The sequence below is a fragment of the Tritonibacter mobilis F1926 genome (genome assembly GCF_000376545.2).
Lineage (GTDB): Bacteria > Pseudomonadota > Alphaproteobacteria > Rhodobacterales > Rhodobacteraceae > Epibacterium > Epibacterium mobile.
This window is the reverse complement of the sequence record NZ_CP015230.1, coordinates 1,803,584-1,829,462: the sequence shown is the minus strand read 5'-3', so window position 1 is coordinate 1,829,462 and position 25,879 is coordinate 1,803,584. Positions and strand designations below refer to the sequence as shown.

Genomic DNA, 25,879 nt, shown 5'->3' with positions numbered 1-25,879 from the left:
AGGGAGGCTCAAGATCCATGGATCTTGAGCTTGCGAGTCGTAGACGCGCTGTTCGAAAGGGCGCTTCGTTCAAGATTTGCGCCGCCGCCCGCCACCGCCAGCGGAGTTCCGGGCTTCGCCACCACCGGGCTGCCCTTCGGGTTTGCCACCGCCAAAGCGACGTCGCCCGCCACCGGGCTTGCCGCTGCCTTTGCCACGGCCACCACCGCCACCGGGGCGACCACGTCCGCCACCACGCGCGGGTTTCGCGGCCGGATCGGGCAGTTCTTCCCAGGCGCGGCCAGAGGCCACGGGAATGGTGATACCCATGGTTTTCTGGATCGCTTTCAGATCGCCGATCTCATCGGGGGCACAGAAGGCCACGGCCTGACCATCCTTGCCCGCACGCGCGGTGCGGCCGATCCGGTGCACATAGGCATCCGGCACATTGGGCAGCTCGTAGTTATAGACGTATTTCACATCTGGAATATCCAGCCCGCGCGCCGCCACATCGGTGGCCACCAGAACGGTGATCTCGCCAGATTTGAACGCCTTCAACGCCCGTTCGCGCTGGCCCTGACTTTTGTTGCCGTGGATCGCGGCGGCCTTGAAGCCTGCCTTGTCCAGCACCTTCATCAGCTTTTCCATGCCGTGTTTGGTGCGGCCAAAGACCAGCGTACGCTCGCCATCATGTTTGGCCAGCAACTCCTTCAGAAGGCTGAGTTTCTCTGCCTTGGCAATGAAATGCACGGACTGGGTCACTTTGGCGGCGGGCTTGCCCGGAGGGGTCACCTCAATGCGCACGGGGCTCTTGAGATAGGCATTTGCGATCTCGTTCATCTGCTTGGGCATTGTAGCCGAGAACAGCATGGTCTGGCGCTTTTCGGGCAGAAGTGCTGCGATCTTGCGCAGGGCGTGGATAAAGCCGAGATCCAGCATCTGGTCAGCCTCGTCCAGAACCAGAAAGTCACAAGATCCCAGATCCAGCGCCTTGCGGTCGAGAATATCCAAGAGACGTCCGGGCGTGGCGACCAGAATGTCGGTGCCACGGGACAGGCGGTTGATCTGCGGATTGATGGAGACACCGCCAACCACCAGCCCGGTCTTGAGCGGACTGCCTTCGGTGAGACCCTTGAGGGTTTCGGCGATCTGGTTCGCAAGCTCGCGCGTCGGGGCAAGGATCAAACCGCGCACGGTCCCGGCGGCGGGCTTTTGGCCATATTCCAGCATCTGCGCCACCAGCGGCACACCAAAGGCCGCAGTTTTGCCGGTGCCGGTCTGGGCGAGACCCAGCACATCCTGACCGTTCAGGGCATGCGGAATCGCGCGCGCCTGAATGGGGGTGGGAGTGTTAAAGCCCATGGCTTCCATGCGGGTGTGCAGGTGCTTGGGCAGATCCATTGTGGAAAATTCAGTCATTCAAAGTCCTCTCAACGGTTGCCGCCCGCAGGCGCACAGCCGTTTCGGGGGCAGGCGTTCAGCCGTACCTCCCGATCATTCAGTGGGGCGGAGACCTCAGACCCAGACGGCCGCATGCCGTTCGGTCGATCTGCCGCAACTAGCCCCACGCGTGATCTTGGAACCATGGCATCCCCGACAAGATCCGTTGCAAACTGCCCATTCAACGCCTGCTGACATCAGCAAGTGCAAGGGGGCAGGGGCGGGCCAAACCATTGACGGGTTGGCGGCGCTGCGGATCTCTGCTCACGCGGCAGAGGGTGTGCCTGAGGCGCAAATGGCGTGGCGCGGCACAAATGTCAATGGTGGGAGCGGCAAGTTGCCTGTTTGCGATGTGGCTTGCATTCGCTAAAAAGAAGCGCCAAGCAAGGGACCCCGCAGTGAACGACAGGGACGTAACAGGCATGACAGATACGATTATCTCCCGCTGCGAGGCCCGCGGCCTGCGTATGACCGGCCCGCGGCGCACCATTGCCCGCGTCCTGCAGGAAAGCGATGACCACCCGGATGTGGAAGAATTGCATGCCCGCGCAAATGCGCAGGATTCCGGTATTTCTTTGGCGACGGTCTATCGCACCGTCAAACTTTTTGAAGAATCAGGCATTCTTGAACGGCTTGAGTTCGGCGATGGGCGTGCGCGCTATGAGGATGCAGATCGCGATCATCATGACCATCTGATTGATCTCAACAGCGGTGAGGTGATCGAATTCTGCGACCCGGAAATCGAGGAACTGCAGGAAAAAATCGCCCAAAAGCTGGGTTATCAGCTCAAGGGGCACAAGCTCGAACTCTATGGCGTGCCACTCAAAAAGAACGGCTGAACCGCGTCAGACTGGCTTTATCTCCACAACTATCCATATCGCGCCGGTGGATGACCTATCAGCGATGTGAATGCATGGCGTCACAACTTCTGCTGATGCGGGCATGATTTGGGCCTTGCGTCATGCGGTCGCATCGCGCGATGGCTGGCAAAATTTCCGAGCTTTCGCCAAGGACGCGCGCCCCATGGATAATGTCAAAGGTATTGTGCTGCTGCTGATCGCGATGGTTGGCTTTACCATCGAGGATCTGTTCATCAAGCAACTCTCCGGCAGCCTCGCTGTGGGCCAGATCCTTTTGTTCATCGGTCTTGGCGCGGGTGTTGTGTTCTTTGTCGCATTGCGTCTGCAAAAACAGAGCCTCTGGAGCCGCGACGCATGGCAGCCGATGCCTGTGTTGCGCGCCTTGGCAGAAGGAGGCGCTGCGATGAGCTTTGCCACCGCGCTGGCCTTGGTCGACATCTCAGTGGTGGCGGCGGTGTTTCAGGCGACGCCGTTGGCGATCACCATGGGTGCGGCCTTGTTTCTGGGGGAACAAGTGGGCTGGCGCCGCTGGAGCGCGATCTTTGTGGGCTTTATCGGTGTTTTGATCATTATCCGTCCGGGATTGGCAGGGTTCGAGCCCAACGCGCTGTTGGTGCTGATTTCAGTGCTTTGTGTGGCGGCGCGTGATCTGATGACCCGCCGGATGCCCGCAAGCATTCCGTCTTCTGTCGTGAGCGTTCAGGCCTATCTTGCGGTTGTCGTCGCGGGCGGAGCGATGCTGTTGTTGACACCACAGACAATGGTTGCGCCGACCTCTTTTGAGTGGGGGATGCTCGCAGGGGGCACGATCTTTGGAGTGGTGGCTTATTATGGGATCGTCACCGCGACGCGGATTGCCGACGCGGCGGTCATCACACCGTTTCGCTACTCACGTTTGGTGTTTTCAATGATTGGCGGCGCGATTGTGTTTTCCGAGCGCCCCGATGCGATGACGCTGCTGGGATCGGCGCTGATCATTGCCACCGGGCTTTATACCTTTGTGCGTGAACGGCGTCTGGCCCGTCGGGCCGCGCGGATGGCGGTACAGCCCGCCTGACCTCAGGCGGTGGCGGCTGTTAGCCGCCCGCGCGCGGTTGCAACACCGAACACCATACAGAGAGTGGTGAGCAGGAAATACACCGCGATCCCATAGCCTTGCTTGTCGAAATTGATGCCAAGGTCGATCAGCAGCCCGGTCAGGCCCGGCCCGACGGCGGTGCCAAAGACCATGACTGCCATCACCAGTGACTTGATCGCGCCGATGCTACGGGTGCCGAAAACTTCGGCCCAGAACGAGCTGGGCAGCACCGAATGCGCCCCGACCGAGGCCGCCATGCAGAGGAACCCCGCAGCCATGCCCACGCCGCTGGAGACGGTGGCAAAGATGACGAAGGCCGCAACCAGGGGTAGCTGATAGAGCGGCATCAGCCGTGTGGCGCCCCAGCGGTCCAGCGCCCAACCCGCCACCAGCATGGAAACGACCGACATCACGGTGAAAAAGGGGAAATACGCCACCAGTTCCAACAGGGTCCAGCCTTTGGTTGTGGCAAAATGGAGCTGGTGAAAGAAGAATGCCGTTGTGAAGGCCGCAGGTCCCAGAATGGACGGCACCATCAACCAGAACACTGGCGAGCGCAGGGCCTCCCAGCGGGTCCAGTGGCGGTTGTCCATGCCAGTGCTGCTGACATCCTCCGAGGAGGATTGCGGCGTGCGTTCCTGTGAGAGCAGCCGCACCAACACGGGCGCGCCGATCAGGCAAATGGCAGCGCTGACCAGCCAGAGCGTGCGCCAGTCCAGTATCGTCATCAGTGCCACAAAGATCAGCGGCAAGAGGGCCTGGCCGAGCGATACGCCAAGGGCCGCAATCGACAGCGCCCGTCCGCGCGTGGCGACAAACCATCGCGCCATGGCGACGATCGCCAGATGGGTGCTCATGCCCTGACCAAAGAACCGCAGCGCGAATATCGACAGCGGCAAGACCCAGTAGCTGTGATTGAGCGCCATCAACACGCAGGCTGCCGCCAGCCCACAGAGCACGAGGGCACCGAGCTGACGCACCCGCAGAATATCCGAGAGGCCCCCCGCCGCCACCATCAACAGAGCCGAGGCCGTGGTCCCCACCATATAAAGCCCGCCCCAGCCCGCATGGCTGAGACCAAACTCCGTCTGGATCTGCCCGGCAAAGACCGAGATGAAAAAGGTCTGCCCAAAGCTCGACAGAAAGGTCAGCAGCACACCCGCCGACAGGTAGGGGGCGTTGCTGAGGAGAAATTCGTGGAATCGGACGGGTTTGGACATGCGCGTATGCTTGATCTGTTAAGAATTGCACGCAAGGGTGAGCGCTACCATCGTGATGCTTCACGCCGCTGCCGCGTCATTTTTGTCGCGGCGCGAGGAGGGGGGAGCGAGGGCAGTGGAGAAAATTTCCCAATGTTAGGGTTAAACCTCTCGAATAACGACCGTTAGCGATAACGCCTCCGGTTTACTTTTTACACCGGCTTGCTATGACCGGGGGCAAATCGTGTCACAGTGAGGGACCATTTGCGATGAGCACCATTATCGACATTCACGCCCGCGAGATCCTCGACAGCCGGGGCAACCCCACCGTCGAAGTCGACGTCGTTCTCGAAGACGGCACCATGGGCCGTGCGGCGGTGCCGTCTGGCGCATCGACCGGTGCCTATGAGGCAGTGGAAAAGCGCGACGGAGACACGTCCCGTTATTTGGGCAAGGGCGTGCTTGAGGCGGTTGCAGCCGTCAATGGCGAGATCGCCGATGAGCTGGTGGGCTTTGATGCGACCGAACAGGTCTCCATAGACCGCGCGATGATCGAACTCGACGGCACCGACAACAAGAGCCGTCTGGGCGCAAACGCCATCCTCGGCGTGTCGCTGGCGGTGGCCAAGGCGGCGGCGGATTTCACCACCCAGCCGCTCTATCGCTATGTCGGCGGCGCGGCGGCACGGGTTCTGCCGGTGCCGATGATGAACATCATCAACGGCGGCGAGCACGCGGACAACCCCATCGACATTCAGGAATTCATGATCATGCCGGTGGCTGCGGAAAACATCCGCGACGCGGTCCGCATGGGCTCTGAAGTGTTCCACACCCTGAAAAAAGAGCTGTCGGCGGCGGGCCTGTCCACCGGGATCGGCGACGAGGGTGGCTTTGCCCCCAACATTGCCTCCACCCGTGAAGCGCTTGATTTCATTCTGAAGTCCATCGAGAAGGCGGGTTATAAGCCCGGCGAGGAGATCTACCTCGCACTCGATTGTGCAGCGACTGAGTACTACAAAGACGGCAAATATGTCCTGTCCGGTGAAGGCAAGACCCTGACCTCGGAAGAAAACGCCGCCTACCTGGCCGCTCTGGTCAATGACTACCCGATCATCTCGATCGAGGACGGCATGTCCGAGGATGACTGGGACGGCTGGAAGGCGTTGACCGACCAGATCGGCGATAAGGTGCAGCTGGTGGGCGACGATCTGTTCGTGACCAACCCGGTGCGTCTGGCAGAAGGCATCGAGCGCGGCTGTGCCAACTCCATGCTGGTGAAGGTGAACCAGATCGGCTCGCTCACCGAGACCCTGCAAGCGGTCGATATGGCGCATCGCGCGCGCTATACCAATGTGATGTCGCACCGCTCTGGCGAGACCGAGGACGCCACCATCGCTGACCTCGCCGTGGCAACCAACTGCGGTCAGATCAAAACCGGCTCGCTGGCGCGTTCTGACCGGCTCGCGAAATACAACCAGCTCATCCGTATCGAGGAAACTCTGGGCGAGATTGCGGAATACGCGGGGCATTCGATCCTCAAGGGCTAATTTTTACGCACTTCTTTGATGGCAGGCGCCCCGGAGCGATCCGGGGCGTTTTGCGTTTGGCACAGGGGTTGTGCAAGCGAAGGCAGCGCCTTAGTCATGGGGTGATTGGATACAAAATGCCCGGATGCGCGCTATGACATTTGCCCCAACCTTGCCGGATGGCATCACCGATCTGCCCGCGGGAAAGCTGGCCTCTGTTGTGACCTATCTGGAGATGAAAGCACGCCCAAAGCCGCGTAAGTGCGCGCCGCAGCCGGAACTGACATTGGCGTTGCATGATGCGCCTTCTGTGGCGTGGTATCGTGGGCTCTACCGTCTTGTGGGGGAGGATTACCTGTGGTTTTCACGCCTGCTTTGTGAGGAGGCGGACCTTGCGGCGCATCTGAAATCGGATGCGGTCGAGGTTTGGTCGGTGCAAAAACAGGGCGAGGATCTGGGCCTGTTGGAACTGGAGTGGATGGCGAACGGGGATTGTGAATTGTCGTTCTTTGGCCTGTCCGCAGATCTGATCGGTGGCGGCGTGGGGCGCTGGCTGATGGAACATGCCATTGCGCGTGCATTTTCCCGCGATATCAACCGCTTCTTTGTGCATACTTGTACGCTCGACAGTCCGCAGGCGCTGGGGTTTTATACGCGCTCGGGGTTTGTGCCTTACGGGCGCGCTGTTGAAATTGCGGATGATCCACGGGTTTCAGGTCTGATCCCGGAGGGGCGCGCCCCGCATATCCCTCTGATCAAGGGGTGAGGTGAGGGTGCGAGGGGCCAGCCCCTCGCGCTCCCCGAGATATTTATTAAAAGCTGAAAAGACGGCGGCGTTGATCAGAGCGCGCGGCTCATGAGAATGTACCGCTCGCGGGCGCTGAAGCGGGCGCGGGTGTAGAGCTTGATTGCGGGTTCATTGTCGCGATCAACCTCAAGGTGCAGGGCGCGCACGCCCGCCTCTGCAAGGGTGCGGGGCAGGGCGTGAAGCACCTCGGTGGCGATGCCGCGTCCGCGCACGGCGGGGCGAATGAAGAACTCATCAATCATCCCATCGAGGCCGCCAAACTCCACCGACCACGTGAAGGTCACAATGATGTAGCCGATAGGCGCACGCACCGGGCCGATCAGGTAGATTGCGCCATAGGGGATCCCTTCGAGGAGCGGCAGCAGCGCGCCGCGCCGTTGCTCATCCGTGCTGTCGATGCCTTCTTCGGCGTGAAACCCCTGCACCAAGGTGAGCAGTTTTTCCAGATCTTCGGGGCGGGCGAGATGCAGAGAGGCACTCATAGTCGGCCCAGCCGTTCGGTCAGCAGGGCAAAAAAACCGTCTGCATCGACATCGCCGATGAACAGCGCGTTGGCTGGGCGGTCCGTGACGCTCCACCAGTCGGCAACTGTCATCCCGAGGGTCAGGGGAGAGGCGGTCTCAATCTCGACGTTGATGTGGCGGCCGGAGAACAGCTCTGGTTGGATCAGGTAGGCAATCACACAAGGGTCATGCAGCGGGCCACCTTCGGAGCCGTATTTCTCAACGTCAAATCGTTCAAAGAAATCAAGCATATCTGCGGTGAAGTTGCCGACGCGGCTGCCAAGGTCGCGAAAGGCCTGAACCCTTGCCCGCGAGGTCAGCGCCTTGTGAGTGACATCAAGCGGCATCATGGTGATCTTGACGCCCGAGGCGAGGACGTCCCGGGCGGCTTCGGGATCGACGTAGATGTTGAATTCTGCGGCCGGGGTTATATTGCCGACCTCGAAATAAGCGCCTCCCATCAGGACGATTTCCTGAACGCGATCAATGATATCGGGAGCTTTGCGAAAAGCCGCGCCAATATTGGTGAGCGGGCCGAGAGGACAGAGCGTCACGGTGCCCGGGGCCTCTGCACGCAGGGTGTCGATGATAAACTCGACGCCGTGCTGGTCCTGCAACGCCATAGCGGGCTCAAACAGATCCGGCCCGTCGAGGCCGGTGCCGCCGTGGACATGTTCGGCGGTGACGAGGGGGCGCTCCAGCGGGGCATCGCAGCCTGCGAACACTTTGATCTCTGGCCGTCCTGCAACTTCGCAGGTGATGCGGGCGTTCTTTTGCGTCAGGGCCAGCGGCACATTTCCGGCGACCGTGGTGATCCCGAGCAGATCAATGTCTTCGGGAGAGCCCAAAGCCAGCAGGATTGCGACCGCATCGTCCTGTCCCGGGTCCGTGTCGATGATAATTTTGCGGGGGGGCATTGGGGGGCTCCATCGGGGTAAGTGGGCGGTGACAAACCGGGGTCTGTGCATTGCACGGCTATGCGTTTTGAGTGCAAGCGCACAACAAATGATCAAAGCTCCGGCGTCAGAGGCCGGGCGGGCGGGTTAGCTGCGGGCTTTTTCCTCAGCTTTTACGTCGTTCCATAGCGCGTCCATCTCGTCCAAATCACTGTCCTCTGCGCGCTTGCCTCGGGCGGCAAGTTTGGCTTCTACACCCTTGAAACGACGCGTGAATTTGGCGTTGGTGCGGCGCAGGGCGGCTTCGGGTTCAACGCCGAGGTGACGGCCCAGATTGGCCATCACGAACAAAAGGTCGCCAAACTCTTCTTCGACTTCATCCTGAGTGAGGCGCTCTTGAGCTTCGACCAACTCGGCAGATTCTTCGGCGATCTTGGCCAGCACGTTGTGGGCGGAGGGCCAGTCAAACCCCACACGTGCGGCGCGTTTCTGTAGCTTGTAGGCCCGCAGTAAGGCGGGCAGCCCCACAGCAACACCATCCAGCGCGCCGGTCTCTGCCTTGGCAGCGCGTTCGGCGGCCTTGATCGTCTCCCAATCCTGCGTTTGCTGGTCGGCGGATTTATCGCGGCTCTCGTCACCAAACACATGTGGATGGCGCGAGACCATCTTGTTGGACATAGTGGTGACCACGTCCTGAAAGGTGAAATGCCCGGCTTCCTCGGCCATCTGCGCGTGAAAGACCGATTGGAACAGAAGATCGCCCAACTCGCCTTTCAACTCGTCCCATTTTTCGCGCTCAATGGCGTCGGCGACCTCATAGGCCTCTTCGATGGTGTAGGGCGCGATACTGGCAAAGCTTTGTTCGATATCCCACGGGCAGCCGGTTTTGGGATCGCGCAGGCGACGCATGATTTCCAAGAGCCGTTCGATTCCTGCGTTTTCATCGTGGATCAACCTGTCGTCGCTCATTGCACCTGCCCGGGATTTCGTGTTCTGCTGCATCATCCCGACTATTTGACAGGAGTCCACCCCATGCCGGTCGTGAACCGCATCGCCGATTATGCCGAAGACATGAAGACCTGGCGACGCCATCTTCACCAGATCCCTGAACTGGGATTGGACACCGTAAAGACCGCCGCATATGTGACTGAGATCCTTGAGACATTGGGCGTTGATGAGATCCACGGCGGGATCGCGCAGAACGGGATCGTGGCCATCATCAAAGGTCAGGGCGAGGGGCCGACCCTTGGCCTGCGTGCGGATATGGACGCGCTGCCAATCACCGAGGTGCGCGATTTGGACTACAAGTCCCGCGAACCGGGTAAAATGCATGCCTGCGGCCATGACGGGCACACCACGATGCTGCTCGGCGCGGCGAAATATCTGGCTGAGACGCGCAATTTCAAGGGCCGCGTGGCGCTGTTGTTCCAGCCCGCCGAAGAGGTGATCGGTGGCGCGCAGATCATGGTCGAGGAAGGCGTGATGGAGCGCTTTGACATCAAGGAAGTCTACGCGCTGCACAATGCGCCGGGGCTACCGGTTGGCCATTTTGTCACCACGCCGGGCGCGCTGATGGCGGCGGTGGATGAGTTTACCATCAACATCAAAGGGCTGGGCGGCCATGGTGCAATGCCGCATGAGACCCGTGATCCGGTGATGGCCGCCTGTGGCATCGCACAAGCGATCCAGACCATTGTCAGCCGCAACCATCATGCGACCGAGGATCTGGTGATTTCCGTCACTCAGATCCACACTGGCACCGTCGACAATGTGATCCCGGAAACCGCCTATATCAACGGCACGGTGCGCACCTTCAATCCGGAGGTGCAGCGCATGGTGATGGCGCGTTTTGATGAGATCGTGAAGGGCTGTGCGGTGGCTTACGGAGTGGACGCAGAGCTTGATTATGCGGTTGGGTATCCCGCCACCATCAATGATGCGGAAAAGGCGGCCTTTGCTATCGATATTGCGCGCGAAATCTCTGGCGATGCCAATGTGCAGGGGGATGCGGGCCGCGAGATGGGGGCGGAGGATTTCTCATATATGCTGCAAGCCCGTCCCGGGGCTTATCTGTTCCTCGGTCAAGGCGACACCGCCGGGCTGCATCACCCGGAATATGATTTCAACGATGAGATCTCTCCGGTCGGGGCATCGTTCTTTGCCCGTCTGGTGGAGAAAGCACAGCCTTTGGCGTGAAATCGCAATCGGCGGCGGGCTTTCGGATGACAAGCCCGCCTGCATTGGCTAGGACGTGAGCATAACCCGAGAACAGGGAGCAGTCCGACATGGCGCTGGAAGACGCAAAAACACAGGTCGATCAAGCCTTTACCCGCGAGGATCTTAAGGGTCTCAGCTTTGAGAACACCTTTGGCGGGGCAACATCGTTTCTGCGACGGCGCTACAGCAAGGATCTGACCCATGCGGATATCGCGGTCACGGGCATCCCGTTTGATCAGGCGGTGACCAACCGGCCCGGCACCCGGCTTGGTCCGCGTGCGGTGCGTGAGGCCTCGGCCCTGCAAAGCCCGGATGCGCCTTATGGGTGGGACATATGTCCTGCAAGCGAACTGGCGATTGTGGATTATGGCGATCTGGCATTCGATTATGCCAATGTTCCGACCTTTCCCGACACGCTGACGGACCATATCCGGGGCATTCTGGCGACGGAGACCGCTTCGGTAGCGATTGGCGGCGACCACTACGTGAGCTTTCCGATCCTCAAGGCCTATGCCGAGAAATACGGGCCGGTGTCGCTGTTGCATTTCGATGCCCACAGCGACACCTGGGCCGATGATGATTTCAGCCGCGTCGATCATGGCACCATGTTCTACAAGGCGGTGAAATCCGGCATCATTGATCCCGCGACCTCGGTGCAGGTGGGTATTCGCACCACCAATGAGGACAATCTCGGCGTGCCGACCATCGACGCGCCCACCGTGCATGAGATCGGCCCCTTTGAGACCGCGCGCCGCATCCGCGAGGTTCTGGGCGACCGGCCGGTCTATCTGACCTTTGACATCGACTGCCTTGATCCGGCCTATGCGCCGGGCACCGGCACACCGGTCTGGGGCGGGCTGACCACGGCGCAGGCAGAGGCGATCCTGAAGGGCCTGCGCGGCATCAACATTGTGGGCGGCGATATCGTCGAGGTTTCTCCGCCCTTTGACACCACCGGCGCCACTGCGATCGCGGGCGCCCATGTGGCCATGAGTATTATCTGCCTTCTGGGCTGGAGGATGACAGGACGATGAGCGAGTTCAATCAACCCATCAGCGGCAATGATCTGGCACGGTTTTCCGGGCCGGGGACGTTTATGCGACTGCCGCAGGCCACCTCGCTGGAGGGGCTGGATGTGGCCATTCTGGGCGTGCCAATGGATATTGGCACATCCTGGCGGTCCGGCACCCGGTTTGGCCCCAAACAGATCCGCGCCGAAAGCGCGATGATCCGCCCCTACAATATGACCACGGGTGCTGCGCCCTTTGAGACCCTCAATATCGCGGATATCGGCGATCTGGCGATCAACACCTTCAACCTTGCGGACTCCTTGCGCATCATCGAGGAAAGCTATGATGCGATCCTCGCCTCTGGGGTGATGCCGCTGGCGATGGGGGGAGATCATTCGATCACCCTGCCGATCCTGCGGGCGATTGCGCGCAAACACGGCCCCGTCGCGGTGATCCATGTGGATGCCCACGCAGACGTCAATGACGAGATGTTCGGCGAGAAGGAAACCCATGGCACGGTGTTCCGCCGCGCCTATGAGGAGGGGCTTCTGGAGGCCGACAAGGTCTATCAGATCGGTCTGCGGGGCACCGGCTATGGGCCGGATGATTTCAAGGAACCACAGGGCTGGGGCTTTCAGCATTTCCTTGCGTCCGAGCTGTGGAACCGTTCGCTGCACAATATGGGCGCGGAAATTCGCCGCGATATTGGCGCGCGTCCGGTCTATATTTCCTATGATATCGACAGCCTTGATCCGGCCTTTGCGCCGGGCACCGGCACGCCGGAAATCGGCGGGCTGACCACTATGCAGGCGCTGGAGCTGATCCGGGCCTTTAAGGGGCTGAATGTGGTGGGCTGCGATCTGGTGGAAGTGTCGCCGCCCTATGACTCGTCGGGCAATACCGCATTGGTGGCGGCCAACCTGATCTACGAGCTTTTGTGTATCCTGCCGCAACGCGCATCCGAGTAATGGCAGACCTTGGCGGGGGGATGCTCCCGCCCGTCGCCAGATCAGCATTGCTGATCCGCTCCCGTTGGGCCGGGCGCCGGGCTGTCGCCCGGCGATCAGCACCCTAAAGGCGCGGGAGTGTTTGGGGCAGCGGGCTGAAACGGTTTGCCGCCGAGAGACAGCCATCCTCGACCTTGCGCCACATCGGCACATTCAGCGACATTTGGCACTGGGCCATGAACATGCGCCCATCCACCTGCAGGCAGATGGTTTCGCCGAGCTCAATGCGCCCGCCCTGGGTGTCGGTGCAATAGCAATCGATGGTTTTGCCGCCAGGGCCGGTGACATCGGCCCGCGCGAATGGCGCAAAAGCAGCCCCCGCCGTAAGAGCGGCGCAGGCTGCAAACCGGACAAGACCACTGGCATGTTTCATGGCTCTAGCCTATCACAGGTGAAGCCCCGCGCCAAAGTAAGAGGCGCACCCAACAGCGAGACACGCCACGACATGATCCCCGAAGACCGGCTGGAACAGATCCTGCAACGCTATCAGTACCTTGAGGCCGCAATGGCCGATGGGGCAGGCGGCGACATTGCAAAACTCGCCAAGGAATATTCCGACCTGCGCCCGGTTGCAGAGCAAATTAGCGCCTATCGCCAGCTGCTGAGCGATCTGACCGAGGCTGAGGAAATGCTGGCCGATCCGGACATGAAGGCGCTGGCAGAAGAAGAAATTCCCACCCTGAAAGCGGCGCTGCCAGAGGCGGAGCATGCGCTGCAACTGGCGCTCTTGCCCAAGGACGAAGCCGACAGCCGTGCGGCGATCCTGGAGATCCGCCCCGGAACCGGGGGCGATGAGGCGGCGCTGTTTGCCGGTGATCTTTACCGCATGTACAGCCGCTACGCCGAGGCGCAGGGCTGGAAGATCGACGTGATCGAAGAGCAGATCTCCGAACTGGGCGGGCTCAAGGAACTGGTGGCGCGGATCAATGGCGATGGTGTCTTCGCGCGGCTCAAGTATGAGAGCGGCGTGCACCGTGTCCAGCGGGTGCCTGTCACCGAGAGTGGCGGGCGCATTCACACCTCTGCGGCCACAGTGGCGGTGCTGCCCGAGGCTGAGGACGTGGATATCAAGATCGACACCAATGACCTGCGCATTGATACCATGCGCTCTTCCGGTGCGGGCGGGCAGCACGTGAACACCACCGACTCGGCGGTGCGGATCACGCACCTTCCCACCGGACTGGTGGTGACGAGTTCTGAGAAATCCCAACACCGCAACCGCGAGATCGCAATGCAGGTGCTGAAAACCCGGCTATATGATCTGGAGCGGCAGCGCATCGACAGCGAACGCTCGGCGGATCGTGCCTCTCAGGTGGGATCGGGGGATCGTTCGGAACGCATCCGCACCTATAATTTCCCGCAGGGGCGCATGTCGGATCACCGGATCAACCTCACGCTTTATAAGCTGGAGCAGATCGTGGGGGGAGATCTGGATGAGATCATCGATGCGCTGATCTCCGAACATCAGGCGAAACTGCTGGCGGAGATGGGGCAATGACCACCACCGCCGCACAAGCCATGGTTGCTGCGACCGCACGTCTTCGGGCGGCGGGGGTGGATGATCCGGCGCGCGACGCGCGGGTGCTGTTGGCCCATGCGGCGCGCATTGAGGCGGCGCGGGTGACGCTGATTGCACCAGAAGAGCTCTCGCACGAGGTGGCAGAGCGCTATGACCAGCTGATTTCCCTGCGGGCGATCCGGGTGCCGGTGTCGCATCTGATCGGCGAGCGGGATTTCTACGGGCGCCGATTTAAGGTCTCGGCGGATGTGCTGGATCCGCGCCCCGAAACTGAGACCCTGATCGAAGCTGCCCTATCAGAACCATTCGAGCGGGTGCTGGATCTTGGTGTGGGTTCGGGCTGCATTCTGGTGACGCTTTTGGCGGAACAGCAGGGCGCGTTGGGCCTCGGTGTGGACTTGAGCGAGGCTGCCTGCTTGCAGGCCAGCGCCAATGCGGTGTTGCACCGGGTCGAGGCACGGGCTGACATTCGCCAGTCGGATTGGTTCTCTGCCGTCAAAGGTCAGTTTGACCTGATCGTCTCCAACCCGCCCTATATCGCGTTGAACGAGATGGATGATCTCTCGGAAGAGGTGCGCGAACATGAGCCGCAAATGGCGCTGACGGATGGGGCTGATGGTCTAAGCGCTTATCGGCTGATTTGCGCGGGGCTTGGGCGAAATCTGGCGCAAGGAGGCCGTGTGCTGGTTGAGATCGGTCCAACCCAAGGGGCCTCTGTGGCCGAAATGATGCGGGCTGCGGGTCTGGTAGAGGTGACAGTGCTGCCGGATCTCGATGGTCGAGATCGTGTCGTTTTGGGCCGAAATCCGTGACTTTAGGGCCCAATTGCGCTATATTTTGAAGTCTCCATGCAAAAAGAGACAAAAAACCGACGTTCCCCCCTTGTTTGTGACGGAGGAACGTGGTTACTCAAGGTGTCGCTGTTGCAAGAGGACGTCAACGGACCTCTCGGCGACGCCAAGCCCAAAAACGTTCGCAGGCCCATGCGCAGGAAGCGCGGTACGCGGTCTTCGACAATTAGAACCAAGGCTGACGTTAGGCATATGAGATCGTCAAAATCACGTTCGCGTTCGAAGTCGAACCGTAATCGCCCGAATGGGGCCAATGTTGTCAACCGCGTGTTCGACAGCTCTGGACCCGAGGGTAAGGTTCGCGGAACGCCGCAACAAATCATCGATAAATACAACCAGCTGGCGCGCGATGCGCAGCTTGGAAATGACCGTGTGGCAACCGAGAATTTTCAGCAGCACGCGGAACATTACCTGCGTATGCTGAACGAGGCGCAGCGCGAGATCGAATCCAAGCGCGAAGAGCAGGAACGCCAGAACCGCGAACGCCAAGCTGAGCGTGACCGTGAGCGCGCCGAGCGTCTGGAGCGTCAGGAGCGCGAAGCGGCCGAGGTTGCTGCAGGTGATGGGCCACAGCCCGAGATCGCCGACCCGCGCGAGGCCGCGCCTCAGGTGCCGCAGGATGACAGCGGTCTGGTGGAGACACCGGAAGGCAAGACTGCCGATCCCGAGGCTGCACCCGCCAAGAAAGCGCCGGCGCGCAAACCGCGCAGCCGCAAACCGGCAGCTCCCAAAGATGGAGAGACCGGCGAGGCAAAACCGGAGGCTGAGGCCAAGCCCAAGCGCAGCCGCGCAAAGCCCAAACCAAAGCCGGATGAGCCGCAGGAAGCCGCCGAATAAGGCTGCTTTGCATGAGATGAAAGAAAACCCCGTAGCGCTGGCTGCGGGGTTTTTTACGGTGTTGAGTGTTTTTTGATCGCTCGGGGAAATCAGGTCTGCGCGAGGCTGCGGGCGAGAGCACAGAACCCCTCTAGGCTGACTTGTTCTGCGCGTTCTGTAGGCGGGATGCCTGCGGCGTTCAGGTGATCCTCGATTTGGGGGGAGACGCCTTTGAGCGAGGCGCGCAGCATCTTGCGGCGCTGGTTGAAGGCGGTAGCCACCACGCGGCTGAGGATGGCCGCATCGGCCGGGAAACGCGGCTCTGGCAGGGCAGTCAGATGGACCACGGCGCTGGACACTTTTGGCGGCGGCGTAAAGGCCCCCGGTGGCAGCGACAGGGCGATCTTGGCCTCCGCGCGCCACTGCGCAAGGATCGCAAGCCGCCCATAAGCTTTAGAGCCGGGTTGCGCCACGATACGCTCTGCCACTTCGCGCTGGAACATCAAGGTGAGGCTTTGCCAGAAGGGCGGCCAGTCCTTTGGGGTGAGCCAGCGCACCAGAAGTTCGGTGCCGACGTTATAGGGCAGGTTCGCCGCAACCCGGATCGGGGGGGTCAGATGCGCCAGCGGGTCGATCTCCAACGCATCGCCATTGATCACCTCTAGGCGGCCCGGATGGGCATCGGCGATCTCTGCCAGCGCGGGCAGGCAGCGCTGGTCTTTTTCAATGGCGAGCACCTTGCGAGCGCCTTCGCTCAGCAAACCTCGGGTGAGGCCGCCGGGGCCGGGGCCGATTTCCAGCACGTCACAGCCGGTCAGATCTCCGGCCTGACGCGCGATTTTCGCAGTCAGGTTCAGATCCAGAAGGAAGTTCTGGCCCAGCGATTTGCGGGCCGAGAGCTGATGGGTCGCGATGACCTCACGCAGCGGGGGGAGATTGTCGATGGCGCTCATGATGCGTCTTCATAAGGGGCCGATACCGATCTGGAAAGCGGCTTTTGTTGTGAAACGGAGCACAGGGCAAATGCCCTGCGCGCAGGCTTGTTCAGGTGAGGGGCGCAGCCCCTCACACTCCCCGGGATATTTTGGGTTAGAAGAGGCAGGTCAGCCCGCGCGCGTGGCCGCCATGGATTGTGCAAGACGCAGTGCCTCAATGAGGCTTGAAGGGGTAGCGAGGCCTTGGCCTGCGATGTCAAAGGCGGTGCCGTGATCCGGAGAGGTACGGATAAAAGGCAGACCAAGGGTCACATTGACGCCTTTGTCAAAATCCAGCGTCTTGATCGGGATCAGCGCTTGGTCGTGATACATTGCGATCGCTGCGTCATAGCGTTGCCGGGCCGCTGCATGAAACAATGTATCGGCGGGGTGGGGGCCGGTGAGAGCATGGCCTTCGTTTTGCATGTCGGCGATCAGATCCGCGATCCAGTCGAGTTCTTCCTGTCCCATGGCACCGCCTTCGCCCGCATGGGGGTTCAGGCCCGTGACGGCGATGCGTGGGGATGTGAGGCCGAACTGATCGCGCAGGCCATTTGCGGTGATGGTGATAACCTGACGCAGGAGGGCGGGTGTGAGGGCCGTTGGGACGGCGCTTAGGGGGATATGGATGGTCGCCGGTACCACGCGCAGCTGCGCACTGGCGAGCATCATCACCACATGATCCACACCTGCGAGTGCGGCGAGGAATTCGGTATGGCCGGGATAAGAGAAACCCGCCCCATCAATCAGCGCTTTTTTGTGAATCGGAGCGGTACAGACCGCAGAAGCTTGCCCGGATGTGACCAAGCTGACTGCGGTTTCAATGGACTGGATCACCCCGGCGGCATTCTTAGGATCAGCCCGGCCTTTGGCGGCATCGCCTGCAAATGCGAGCGGAATGACGGGCAGGGCGGTTGCGCAGACATCACGTGCGTCCGCAGGCGTACTTACCTGCCGCCATTGCGTGTGCTCAGGCAGGTGGCGTGGATCACCGATCCAGACAAAAGGGCAGTCGGCGCGCAGATGATCCCATGCGGCGGCGGCAATTTCCGGTCCGATTCCCGCAGGCTCGCCGCAGGAGAGCGCTATCACCTGCGGCGTTGGTGTCATTGGATCTCGATCCGAGCGTCGGCTTTCAGCTGCTCCACATGGCTTTCGGCAAGATCGTTGAGGCGCTGCTGCACCAATGCGTTTGCCACCGATGCGCGGGCGTTTTCCTGTGCGGCAACCAATTCGGTGGTGCGACCGCAGAGCATGACGAACAGCAGGGTCTGGCCATTGTCGCGGGTGAGAGTTGCCGAAGATTCATTGGCGTCCAGCCGTGCCAGTTCCAGCGCGATATCCTGTGGGATGTCTTTGGGCGCTTTGCTGCCACGGAATAGAATGTCCGGGTTTTGATCTTTGTTGATGCCATAAAGATCATCACAGGTGTCGATCTCATTGCGAAGCTCCGTGGCGCGTGCCAGAGCCTCGGCGCTGCGCCCGCCGGGAATGCGATAGGTGGCGTAATCAATCGCCGCAAAGCTGGCGCTGCGCCCGTCGACTTCGCGCAGACCGCGCATGCGGAAAATTGCAATTGCGCCCTGCATGGGCAGAGGCTGGGTAATCTGACCGGGTTCCAGCCCAAGCACAACCTCTTGCAGCTGTGGCGGCAGTCGGCTGAGCGACATCCACGGCAGACGCCCGCCATTGGCGCTACTGTCGGAGGCTGAGAATTGCGCGGCAGACGCGGTGAAGGCCGCCTCATTCTTCAGTTCGGAAATTTGAGTGGCAAGTTCCTGAATTTGCGCCGCATTTTCCTGGGTGAGTGGCAGGATGATTTCCGACAATAGCACCTGCACACTCCCGGTGCCCGCGGTGCCCATGGCGCGGTCAATTTCGGCCTCGGACGGGCGGGCCTGCGCAAGGAAGCGGCCGCGAATGTATTCGCGCCAGCCAAGTCCGGCAGAGGTGAAATCACGCACGGTTTCCGGGTCCACACCTGCCTGACGCAGGCCTGCAAGGAATTCCTCGAGCGACAGATTGGCACGCTGCGCCAGCTCGCGCATGCCTTCGGTGATTTCGTCTTCGCTCAGCGTCAGCCCGACTTCGCGCATGACCTGACGTTTGAGGCGATCCTCGATCAAATCGTTGCGGGCGGTTTCCAGCGGATCACCCTGAACAGAGCCCAGCACAGTGAGGAAACGGGCGCGCTGTTGCAGCTCGTAGGTGGTGATCACATCCTCATTGACGGTGATCACGGGCGAAAACAGCCCCTGCGCCCCGACATCGGCGGCGGGGAGCGTCAATGCAACCGCAAGTGCCAGCCCGCCTGCGCAGGTTGCCTGACGGGTCCAGTTGATCAGGGCCAGCGGAATCTGGCGGAAGTTTACGTATTGCTGCATGATCGCCTGCTTGTTGTATCGCCACTCTTTACGGAAAAGCCGTTGAGCGACAGTGTAAATCCGAAATCTGTTGATGGCTCAACACTTGTCGTCGAGGTATAGCGACGGCTGAGCGATAGGTCGAGGGTCACGCATTCATTGCGATAGGTGAGACCAAGGCCTGCACGGGTCGCGCGCCCATCGGTAATGTCATAGCGCATATTGGCGCTTGCACGCCAAATCTGGTTGAGGTCATAGGCGCCGTCAAACCACAGTTCCGAGGTTTCCTGCACGCGGTTTTCCGCAGGATCGGCCTGCAGCCACAAGTAGCTGCCCGCAAGAGAGACCCGATCGCGCTCCAGATCGCCGCGAAATTCTGCCTTTGTCACCGACCATTCTTCGTCAAACAGGGTGCGCGCCGTGAGGGTCAGATCGTTGCGCAGGCCCAGTTGACCGGCCACAAGCACGTTGGAGTTTCGTCCATCCAATCCCGAGGAAGAGGTAAAGCCTGACTGCGCTTGGTCGCGATGAATCTGGGCGATGGTGCCAGTTGCAAACCAGCCGGTGGTGTCGAAATGCGCGAAATTCACGCCGTAAATCAGAGTATCGCCGTCTTCGCGCACATCGGTTTCCGGGAAACGTGAAAGAGCAAGCAGGTTGCCTTGGTCGTATTCCGAGATATTGCTGGCCTCATTTGGCGTGTCGTCGCCGTTCACATTGGTCCAGCCAAATTGCACGATCGGTTCCAGCACCTGCACCGCACCGGAGGCGGTCTGGCGGGTCATCGGGCGACGCAGGGTCAATGCGGCCTTTGGGGTCACGCGGGTGGCGTCATTGTCAAAGGCGGCGTCATCAGAGAGCGCAAAACTGTCGATACCGATGCCTGCGGTCCAGATGGATTCGACGCCCCAAGGCAAAATCCAGCTGCGCAGCCATGTGGCATCGGCGGAGACGCGGCTCATATCGCGTCCGTTGGCATCCGCAAGCGTGGCATCCAGCGAGGATTTTCGCGTGAATTGCGCTGCATTCAGCCGCAGACGTAATTCGCCGCCGACATATTTGGGAAACAGGCGCTGTTCAAATGTACCGGTCAGGATCGTAGAGGGGATGAAATCCTGATTTTCGGCATCGCGCAGGGTTTTGTAGTTGTAGATCTTCCCTTCGATCAACTGATCACGCCGCACCCGGTTCACGGACAATTCGGACCGAATGCGGTCTGTATCCGAGATATCGTAATCCGCGTAATAGGCATCATCCGAGACAGTCTTGAGATCAAATCCCAGTTTGAAATCATAGGGGATATCAAAATCACCACGTACCGACAGATAGCCCCTGCTGTCGTCGGGCTGAATATCGTCGCGGCTGAAAGCACCGGAGATTTCGATGTCGCCATTGCGGAAGGCCTGCCTGTAGCGCAGATCAAGCGTGGTGGTTTTTTCAGAGAGATAAGGGGTGATGGTCAGGTCTTTGTGCGGCCCGATGGTCACAAAATACGGCAGCTTCAGCCCAAGCCCGAGCGTTGAGGAACTGGAGAGCGACGGTACAAGGAAGCCGTTTGCGCGCTCTAGTGTTGGGTCGGGCAAGCGCAGGGCCGGGAAATAAAACACCGGCACATCCTTGATCAGCAGCTGAGCGCCTTCGAAATAGAGCTGACGTTCGGCTTCATCATGGGTAATGCGCTCTGCGCGGATCTGCCATAGGGGCGGTCTTCCGTCTTCGCAGACATGGCAGGAGGTGACGGCGGTTTTATAGAGCTGAGAATACCGCCCCTCAACGCGCGTCATCTGCAGGGCGGCCAGTTGCACCTGCTGGTCAAATACCATGCGCGCGCCGCGCAAAATCCCGTTGCGCAAGCCACTGTCGAGTTCCGCCGCATTGGCCAGCACCGTGATGGAGCCGCTTTGATCGATGCGGATCGGGCCTTCCATATTGAGGACACCGGTTTGACGATCATAGGTGATGCGATTGGCTTGCAGGCGAATATCGCCCTGAAACGCTTCGACATTGCCCTCGGCCACGAGCTTGCGGTCGGGGGACACAAAAACCCGATCCGCCACCAGCATTGCCGGCGCTGCGCCGACGGCTTCTGATGCCAGAGCCGAGGTCTGCGCCAGCGCAGGCGCGGCCATAAGCCCCAGCCACAAAGGTACAACCGTGGACAGCAGCGCTCCTCGCCGCTTTTTTATGAAATCAACCGTCTTCGGCATGCAGGAGCAATCCCATCGTCAATAGTATCGAGGCAACCGGCGGCGCCCACGCGGCCAGCAAAATCGGAATCTGCCCGTTTTCGCCAAGTATCCGCGCGAAATTATGGACAAAGTAAAGGGCAAAACCCAGCAGGACCGACGTCAGCACGGCAATGCCGGTTCCCCCAAGGCGGGTGTGGCGCATGGTAAAGGCCGCACCCACCAGCACCATCGCCACCAAGAACAAGGGCCGTGCCAGTTCCACCTGAAGCCAGACCTGAAACCGGGTGGTCGAAAACCCGGCCTCAGAGAGCGACTTGATGGTCTGGGGCAGCTCATAGATCGAAATCCCCTCCGCATAGCCAAGAGTGTCGCGAATGCGCTCATTGGTCAGCGTGGTGGGCAGGCGCAATTCGTCATAGCTTTTGGCGCTGCGCTCCGGGTTGACGCCAACGATCAGCTGCCAGACTTTTGCGTCACGCAGCACCCAGTCTTCACCATCAAGCCGGGCCTCAGCCGCAATAGTGCGCCGCGTCGGGCCACCGTCCGGAGTATAGGTCAGGATCGAGACATCATAGAGAAACAGGTTTTCCGCATCCCCGCGATAGTTGGCGGCATGGATGACCGATTGCCCGTTCTGGCCGCCTTGACGCAACCACAGCCCTTGGCCACTCAGCGACACAGCCGCCGGGCCGCCAGTCTGACGGTAGCTTTCCGACAGCGAGTCAAAGCGGTTCGTGGTGGCCGCAACAATCGGGTTCAGCGTGCTCACCGCCAGCCCACCGAGGATCAGCGCAACCACCACAGGCGGCAACAAAGCCCGGATACCAGAACGCCCCAGCGCGCGCGTGACCACGAGTTCGCTGCTGCGCGCCATTCCCACGTAAAGAACAATGGTGGTCAGGATCATAATCAGCGGCAGGAATTCATTCAGGGCTGCGGGTGTGTTGAGAAGCGTCAGCTCCAGCAATTGCCCGAATTGCAAATCCTGCCCATCGAAACGGCGGAACTGCTCGCTCAGGTCAATCAGCATAACAAGGCTCATCAACACAGCGGCAATCACCAAAAACCACTGAAAAAAGCGCTTGGCGTAGTAGAGATCGAGGATCATGTGGCCGTCTCCTGCTTGCGGCGCGGCCTGAAGCGGGCCAGAGCCTGCGGACGTGTCGCCAGATGCAGGAAAATCATGGATATCAGCACGCCAATCGCTGCGGGCAGATAGATCAATGGCCACATTTGCGCATTGTCTCCGACCGGCTCAGAGACCACGCCACGCATGCCCTCAATCAGGATCAGCAGCACAAAGGCCACCAGAACCTGCTTCCAGATGCCAAAGCGGCTAAAGCCACCAAGCAGCAAGGTAGAGACTCCAATCATCACCACCGCAAAGGTCACGGCAGCGCGGGCAAAGCGCAGATGAAGCTCTTCTGCTTGCGCACCGGCGCTGTGGCCCTCGTTTTGTGTGATCTCATCGCGATCCCTGAGCAGATCAAGCGTAGGGATATTGCGCAGCGGTCGCGCGCCCATCGTGCGTGCAGGCGAAAGGTCGCCCAATGGATATGAGAAATCGGCAAAGGCCGTGGTCGACAGCCGATCATTATGCGCCTCTTTGCGCTGTGCAAGACCATCCACGAGGATCAAATGCGCCATGTCGTCTTCGCGGACCAGATAGGCGCGATCACTGGTGTAGGTGATTTCCACCGATGGATCACGTTGATCTGTCAGGAACACATTGTTGAGCGTCCCATCGGGATCAATGCTGCCAATAAAGAATGTAATGCCCGCGCTGGGGTGCAAGAAATTACCTGCATTCAACAGCTTGGCGCTGACACTTCGCGAGAGCTCCGCCTCGCGCAGTTGCATCTGAGCCAAGGACGCAGGCAGCAAGAACAGGCTGAGCGCCGACATCATCGCCGCGCTCAACACGCCAAAGGCCATGGCGGGGCGCGCCAATTGCCAGGGGCTAGACCCTGTTGCGCGCAATACCGTCAGTTCGCTCTCTGAATTCAACCGGTTGGTGACCCAGACCGTTGCGGCAAAGGCTGCCAACGGCAACACCATACGCACAAGGTTCGGCAGGCTCAGCGCGGAGATCTCAAGGAACGCCAACACGCTCTGCCCGTCGCCAATGAGCCAGTCAAACAGGCTCACGGCCCGGTTGATCCAGAACACGGCCACCAGAATCAAGGCAAAAAAGCCAAAGAACAAAAGATATTGCGACAGCACATATCTGTCGTATCGTGACACCCGATCCCCCCATAGATCTTGCGCTCGGACTGTTCGCCGGACCTTAGAGGAATTGTGCGGGGGGGAAAACTGCAATCTTCCCCGGCAGATGCCTGATCGGCAAGGATTGTAATTCGCGCACTGCCTGCTCTGGTATTCAGCATTGCCAACAGCTACCTGTTACGGGACTGTCAGCCAGTTGCGTAAGCAGCGACAAGAGCAGATCAACCACAGGAGATTTGAATGAGCGCGCTCACCCCGATCCGTTTTTCCACCTTTGATCCGAAATCGCTGGCCGAGGTCGAAGGCCATCTGGCCGTGGTGGTCACGCCCGAAGGCACAATGGATCAGGCCGCCCGCAGCGCCAACCGACTGAGCAAGGGCGCGGTGGCGCGTCTGATCGCCTCCGATGGTTTTGCCAAGGCCAAGACCGGCCAGGTGATCACGCTGGCATGGCCTGCGGGTCTGGCGGCTGAGGCCTTGCATGTTGTTGTGCTGCCCCGTCGCATCACCGCGATCGAGGCGCGCAAGGCAGGCGCAAAACTGGCCGAAGCGCGGGGCAACAAAGCGCTGACGGTGAAGGCGGGGAACATGTCCCGCGCCGCCGATCTGGCGTTGGGGCTGGCGCTGCGCAGCTACAGCTTTGATGCGCATAAATCCGCAGATGCGCAAACGTCCGGCACCGTAACCATCGGCCACAATAAGCCCGAAGAGATCGAAGCCGCCTTTGTGCCGCTTATGGCGGTGGCCGAAGGCGTACATATGACCCGCGATCTGGTCAACGAACCTGCAAACGTGCTGACAACCACCGAATTTGCCGCGCGGCTTGAGGACATGACGGCGCTTGGTCTTGAGGTGGAAGTGCTGGAGGAGGCAGAGTTGGAGAAACTCGGCATGCGCACGCTCCTGTGTGTCGGCCAAGGGTCGGCCAGCCCCTCCAAGGTTGTCGTCATGAAATGGAACGGCGGCGACAAGGATGCAGCCCCGCTGGCGCTGGTCGGCAAGGGCGTTGTGTTCGACACCGGTGGTATCTCGCTGAAACCTGCGGCGGGCATGGAAGACATGACCATGGACATGGGTGGTGCGGGCGTTGTTGCGGGCACCATGCGGGCACTGGCGCTGCGCAAGGCAAAGGCCAATGTCGTGGGGCTTGTGGGGCTTGTGGAAAACATGCCCTCCGGCACGGCGATCCGTCCCGGTGATGTGGTGAAATCCATGAAGGGCGACACCGTCGAGATCATCAACACCGACGCCGAGGGTCGCTTGGTACTCTGTGATGTGCTCTGGTATGCGCAGGAGCGGTTCAAACCGGCCGGTGTCATCGATCTGGCCACGCTCACAGGCGCAATCATCATCGGTCTGGGGCATGACAATGCGGGCGTGTTCTCCAATGACGACAAGCTCTGTTCTGCGTTCCTCAAGGCCGCTGACGCCGAAGGCGAAGGTGCGTGGCGGATGCCCCTGGGGCAGGCCTATGACGATCAGCTCAAATCCAATGTGGCGGATATGAAAAACGTCGGTGGTCGCCCGGCGGGCTCAATCACGGCGGCGCAATTCCTGCAACGCTTCATCAAGGACGGAACGCCCTGGATTCATCTTGATATCGCCGGTGTGGCCTCGGTGAAATCCAACACAGCCTATGCGCCCAAAGGAGCGACCGGTTGGGGCGTGATGGCGCTGAGCCGTCTGGTACAAGATCAGTTCGAGGCAGAGTAAGACCGTAATGGGGGCCGCCTATTTCTATCACCTGACCCGCAAGCCCTTGCAGGAAACGCTGCCTGTTTTGCTCGACAAGGCGCGGGACGCTGGTTGGCGTATCGCCGTGCGCGGACGTGATCCTGAACGGCTGGCATGGCTGGATGATACGCTGTGGCTGGGGGGGGATGCGACATTCCTGCCGCACGGGCTTGCAGGTGGCCCCCATGATAAACTGCAGCCGATCCTGCTGACCACGTCTGCTGATGCACCAAACGATGCCACCTGTGTGATGAGCGTGGATGGGGCAGAGGTGACGCCCGAGGAAGTCTCCTCGCTGGAGCGGGTCTGCATATTGTTTGACGGAACCGATCCGGATGCGGTGCAGCAGGCGCGCGGCCAGTGGAAGGCGCTGACGGCAGCAGGCTGTGCGGCGCAATATTGGTCCGAAGAAGGCGGGCGCTGGGAGAAAAAGGCCGAAAGCGGGGGATGAGGGGCGCTGCCCCTCTTGGCCGAGCGGCCAATTCACCCCGGGATATTTAGCGTTAGAAGAGCGTCAGTTGTGCCATGCAGAAAGGTTTCGGTAACCAGTTTGCGCACTGATAGCATTGCGGAACAGGCTGGGAAGCCGATGGCCGTGTTAGGAGAGGACCTGCTGCACGGGCGCGTGCCGTTTGTGTGGCAGGTTCCATATTCTTCTAACCCCAAATATCCCCGCCGGAGGCC

Annotated in this window: 24 protein-coding genes; 12 read left to right on the top strand and 12 right to left on the bottom strand. The window is 60.5% G+C overall.

The genetic code is table 11. The annotated features are described in order from the left end of the window. Positions 1-69: 69 nt before the first annotated feature. Positions 70-1,398: a DEAD/DEAH box helicase gene (locus K529_RS08760; RefSeq protein WP_046002323.1), complete on the bottom strand. Its 1,329-nt coding sequence runs from the start codon at positions 1,396-1,398 to the stop codon at positions 70-72. A 443-nt stretch (positions 1,399-1,841) separates the two neighbouring features. Here K529_RS08760 and K529_RS08750 point away from each other — a divergent pair, with 443 nt between their 5' ends. Then, complete coding sequence (locus tag K529_RS08750; protein WP_005659005.1) at positions 1,842-2,258, top strand: Fur family transcriptional regulator; 417 nt, start codon at positions 1,842-1,844, stop codon at positions 2,256-2,258. A 184-nt stretch (positions 2,259-2,442) separates the two neighbouring features. Then, on the top strand, positions 2,443-3,336 hold the full coding sequence (locus K529_RS08745; RefSeq protein ID WP_040643441.1) for a DMT family transporter: 894 nt from the start codon (positions 2,443-2,445) through the stop codon (positions 3,334-3,336). Between the two features lie 2 nt (positions 3,337-3,338). On the opposite strand, the gene K529_RS08740 is transcribed toward K529_RS08745, so the two are convergent. Next, the gene (locus K529_RS08740) at positions 3,339-4,577 is read right to left on the bottom strand and encodes an MFS transporter (protein ID WP_046002322.1); all 1,239 of its coding nucleotides are present in this window, start codon (positions 4,575-4,577) and stop codon (positions 3,339-3,341) included. 248 nt (positions 4,578-4,825) lie between these two features. On the opposite strand from K529_RS08740, the gene eno reads away from it, so the two are divergent. Both eno and K529_RS08730 read left to right on the top strand, forming a co-directional pair. Further along, a complete protein-coding gene (eno, locus tag K529_RS08735; protein ID WP_005637443.1) occupies positions 4,826-6,103 on the top strand; it encodes a phosphopyruvate hydratase in 1,278 nt (425 codons plus the stop codon). Positions 6,104-6,236: 133 nt separating this feature from the next. Then, positions 6,237-6,848: a GNAT family N-acetyltransferase gene (locus K529_RS08730; protein ID WP_040643038.1), complete on the top strand. Its 612-nt coding sequence runs from the start codon at positions 6,237-6,239 to the stop codon at positions 6,846-6,848. Between the two features lie 74 nt (positions 6,849-6,922). On the opposite strand, the gene K529_RS08725 is transcribed toward K529_RS08730, so the two are convergent. The 3 genes from K529_RS08725 to mazG form a co-directional block, all read right to left on the bottom strand. Continuing rightward, positions 6,923-7,372 carry a GNAT family N-acetyltransferase gene (locus K529_RS08725; RefSeq protein ID WP_005637449.1) on the bottom strand — a complete coding sequence of 150 codons (450 nt, stop codon included), beginning with the start codon at positions 7,370-7,372 and terminating at the stop codon, positions 6,923-6,925. After that, the gene (locus tag K529_RS08720; protein WP_005637451.1) at positions 7,369-8,310 is read right to left on the bottom strand and encodes a nucleoside hydrolase; all 942 of its coding nucleotides are present in this window, start codon (positions 8,308-8,310) and stop codon (positions 7,369-7,371) included. The genes K529_RS08725 and K529_RS08720 overlap by 4 nt, the downstream gene beginning before the upstream one ends. Before the next feature lie 126 nt (positions 8,311-8,436). After that, entirely contained in the window at positions 8,437-9,258 is an 822-nt protein-coding gene (gene mazG / locus K529_RS08715) for a nucleoside triphosphate pyrophosphohydrolase (RefSeq protein ID WP_040643039.1), read from the bottom strand. A 63-nt stretch (positions 9,259-9,321) separates the two neighbouring features. Between mazG and K529_RS08710 the strand changes: the two genes are divergently transcribed. The 3 genes from K529_RS08710 to speB (K529_RS08700) all read left to right on the top strand — a co-directional run bounded on the left by K529_RS08710 (position 9,322) and on the right by speB (K529_RS08700) (position 12,484). Further along, on the top strand, positions 9,322-10,485 hold the full coding sequence (locus K529_RS08710) for a M20 aminoacylase family protein (protein ID WP_005637456.1): 1,164 nt from the start codon (positions 9,322-9,324) through the stop codon (positions 10,483-10,485). A gap of 89 nt (positions 10,486-10,574) precedes the next feature. Then, the gene (speB, locus tag K529_RS08705) at positions 10,575-11,540 is read left to right on the top strand and encodes an agmatinase (protein ID WP_005637459.1); all 966 of its coding nucleotides are present in this window, start codon (positions 10,575-10,577) and stop codon (positions 11,538-11,540) included. Beyond that, positions 11,537-12,484, top strand: coding sequence for an agmatinase (gene speB / locus K529_RS08700; protein ID WP_005637462.1), 948 nt, complete (start codon positions 11,537-11,539; stop codon positions 12,482-12,484). Before speB (K529_RS08705) ends, speB (K529_RS08700) begins: the two co-directional genes overlap by 4 nt. Positions 12,485-12,587: 103 nt before the next feature. On the opposite strand, the gene K529_RS08695 is transcribed toward speB (K529_RS08700), so the two are convergent. Then, the gene (locus tag K529_RS08695; RefSeq protein WP_005637465.1) at positions 12,588-12,896 is read right to left on the bottom strand and encodes a hypothetical protein; all 309 of its coding nucleotides are present in this window, start codon (positions 12,894-12,896) and stop codon (positions 12,588-12,590) included. Between the two features lie 72 nt (positions 12,897-12,968). On the opposite strand from K529_RS08695, the gene prfA reads away from it, so the two are divergent. From prfA to K529_RS08680, 3 genes are all read left to right on the top strand, one after another. Then, complete coding sequence (gene prfA / locus K529_RS08690; RefSeq protein ID WP_046002321.1) at positions 12,969-14,021, top strand: peptide chain release factor 1; 1,053 nt, start codon at positions 12,969-12,971, stop codon at positions 14,019-14,021. After that, positions 14,018-14,854 carry a peptide chain release factor N(5)-glutamine methyltransferase gene (gene prmC / locus K529_RS08685; RefSeq protein ID WP_046002320.1) on the top strand — a complete coding sequence of 279 codons (837 nt, stop codon included), beginning with the start codon at positions 14,018-14,020 and terminating at the stop codon, positions 14,852-14,854. The genes prfA and prmC overlap by 4 nt, the downstream gene beginning before the upstream one ends. 231 nt (positions 14,855-15,085) lie before the next feature. Continuing rightward, the gene (locus tag K529_RS08680) at positions 15,086-15,730 is read left to right on the top strand and encodes a DUF4167 domain-containing protein (protein WP_046002319.1); all 645 of its coding nucleotides are present in this window, start codon (positions 15,086-15,088) and stop codon (positions 15,728-15,730) included. A gap of 89 nt (positions 15,731-15,819) precedes the next feature. On the opposite strand, the gene rsmA is transcribed toward K529_RS08680, so the two are convergent. The 6 genes from rsmA to lptF form a co-directional block, all read right to left on the bottom strand. Next, the gene (gene rsmA / locus K529_RS08675; RefSeq protein ID WP_046002318.1) at positions 15,820-16,662 is read right to left on the bottom strand and encodes a 16S rRNA (adenine(1518)-N(6)/adenine(1519)-N(6))-dimethyltransferase RsmA; all 843 of its coding nucleotides are present in this window, start codon (positions 16,660-16,662) and stop codon (positions 15,820-15,822) included. Between the two features lie 150 nt (positions 16,663-16,812). After that, positions 16,813-17,793, bottom strand: coding sequence for a 4-hydroxythreonine-4-phosphate dehydrogenase PdxA (pdxA, locus tag K529_RS08670; protein WP_005618322.1), 981 nt, complete (start codon positions 17,791-17,793; stop codon positions 16,813-16,815). Next, a complete protein-coding gene (locus tag K529_RS08665) occupies positions 17,790-19,067 on the bottom strand; it encodes a peptidylprolyl isomerase (protein ID WP_005618320.1) in 1,278 nt (425 codons plus the stop codon). Before K529_RS08665 ends, pdxA begins: the two co-directional genes overlap by 4 nt. Further along, on the bottom strand, positions 19,052-21,253 hold the full coding sequence (locus K529_RS08660; protein ID WP_005618318.1) for an LPS-assembly protein LptD: 2,202 nt from the start codon (positions 21,251-21,253) through the stop codon (positions 19,052-19,054). Before K529_RS08660 ends, K529_RS08665 begins: the two co-directional genes overlap by 16 nt. After that, a complete protein-coding gene (gene lptG / locus K529_RS08655) occupies positions 21,237-22,343 on the bottom strand; it encodes an LPS export ABC transporter permease LptG (RefSeq protein ID WP_005618316.1) in 1,107 nt (368 codons plus the stop codon). The genes K529_RS08660 and lptG overlap by 17 nt, the downstream gene beginning before the upstream one ends. Further along, complete coding sequence (gene lptF, locus K529_RS08650; protein ID WP_040642037.1) at positions 22,340-23,479, bottom strand: LPS export ABC transporter permease LptF; 1,140 nt, start codon at positions 23,477-23,479, stop codon at positions 22,340-22,342. The genes lptG and lptF overlap by 4 nt, the downstream gene beginning before the upstream one ends. A 222-nt stretch (positions 23,480-23,701) precedes the next feature. On the opposite strand from lptF, the gene K529_RS08645 reads away from it, so the two are divergent. Both K529_RS08645 and K529_RS08640 read left to right on the top strand, forming a co-directional pair. Continuing rightward, positions 23,702-25,174 carry a leucyl aminopeptidase gene (locus tag K529_RS08645; protein ID WP_046002317.1) on the top strand — a complete coding sequence of 491 codons (1,473 nt, stop codon included), beginning with the start codon at positions 23,702-23,704 and terminating at the stop codon, positions 25,172-25,174. Positions 25,175-25,181: 7 nt separating this feature from the next. Next, positions 25,182-25,646, top strand: a complete 465-nt coding sequence (locus tag K529_RS08640; protein ID WP_005613270.1) for a DNA polymerase III subunit chi — start codon at positions 25,182-25,184, stop codon at positions 25,644-25,646. Positions 25,647-25,879 lie beyond the last annotated feature (233 nt).

Bases quoted from the DNA above. Each gene is read 5' to 3' on its own strand.
- K529_RS08760 (WP_046002323.1), bottom strand. From the start codon at position 1,398: ATGACTGAATTTTCCACAATGGATCTGCCCAAGCACCTGCACACCCGC.
- K529_RS08750 (WP_005659005.1), top strand. From the start codon at position 1,842: ATGACAGATACGATTATCTCCCGCTGCGAGGCCCGCGGCCTGCGTATG.
- K529_RS08745 (WP_040643441.1), top strand. From the start codon at position 2,443: ATGGATAATGTCAAAGGTATTGTGCTGCTGCTGATCGCGATGGTTGGC.
- K529_RS08740 (WP_046002322.1), bottom strand. From the start codon at position 4,577: ATGTCCAAACCCGTCCGATTCCACGAATTTCTCCTCAGCAACGCCCCC.
- eno (WP_005637443.1), top strand. From the start codon at position 4,826: ATGAGCACCATTATCGACATTCACGCCCGCGAGATCCTCGACAGCCGG.
- K529_RS08730 (WP_040643038.1), top strand. From the start codon at position 6,237: ATGACATTTGCCCCAACCTTGCCGGATGGCATCACCGATCTGCCCGCG.
- K529_RS08725 (WP_005637449.1), bottom strand. From the start codon at position 7,372: ATGAGTGCCTCTCTGCATCTCGCCCGCCCCGAAGATCTGGAAAAACTG.
- K529_RS08720 (WP_005637451.1), bottom strand. From the start codon at position 8,310: ATGCCCCCCCGCAAAATTATCATCGACACGGACCCGGGACAGGACGAT.
- mazG (WP_040643039.1), bottom strand. From the start codon at position 9,258: ATGAGCGACGACAGGTTGATCCACGATGAAAACGCAGGAATCGAACGG.
- K529_RS08710 (WP_005637456.1), top strand. From the start codon at position 9,322: ATGCCGGTCGTGAACCGCATCGCCGATTATGCCGAAGACATGAAGACC.
- speB (WP_005637459.1), top strand. From the start codon at position 10,575: ATGGCGCTGGAAGACGCAAAAACACAGGTCGATCAAGCCTTTACCCGC.
- speB (WP_005637462.1), top strand. From the start codon at position 11,537: ATGAGCGAGTTCAATCAACCCATCAGCGGCAATGATCTGGCACGGTTT.
- K529_RS08695 (WP_005637465.1), bottom strand. From the start codon at position 12,896: ATGAAACATGCCAGTGGTCTTGTCCGGTTTGCAGCCTGCGCCGCTCTT.
- prfA (WP_046002321.1), top strand. From the start codon at position 12,969: ATGATCCCCGAAGACCGGCTGGAACAGATCCTGCAACGCTATCAGTAC.
- prmC (WP_046002320.1), top strand. From the start codon at position 14,018: ATGACCACCACCGCCGCACAAGCCATGGTTGCTGCGACCGCACGTCTT.
- K529_RS08680 (WP_046002319.1), top strand. From the start codon at position 15,086: ATGAGATCGTCAAAATCACGTTCGCGTTCGAAGTCGAACCGTAATCGC.
- rsmA (WP_046002318.1), bottom strand. From the start codon at position 16,662: ATGAGCGCCATCGACAATCTCCCCCCGCTGCGTGAGGTCATCGCGACC.
- pdxA (WP_005618322.1), bottom strand. From the start codon at position 17,793: ATGACACCAACGCCGCAGGTGATAGCGCTCTCCTGCGGCGAGCCTGCG.
- K529_RS08665 (WP_005618320.1), bottom strand. From the start codon at position 19,067: ATGCAGCAATACGTAAACTTCCGCCAGATTCCGCTGGCCCTGATCAAC.
- K529_RS08660 (WP_005618318.1), bottom strand. From the start codon at position 21,253: ATGCCGAAGACGGTTGATTTCATAAAAAAGCGGCGAGGAGCGCTGCTG.
- lptG (WP_005618316.1), bottom strand. From the start codon at position 22,343: ATGATCCTCGATCTCTACTACGCCAAGCGCTTTTTTCAGTGGTTTTTG.
- K529_RS08645 (WP_046002317.1), top strand. From the start codon at position 23,702: ATGAGCGCGCTCACCCCGATCCGTTTTTCCACCTTTGATCCGAAATCG.
- K529_RS08640 (WP_005613270.1), top strand. From the start codon at position 25,182: ATGGGGGCCGCCTATTTCTATCACCTGACCCGCAAGCCCTTGCAGGAA.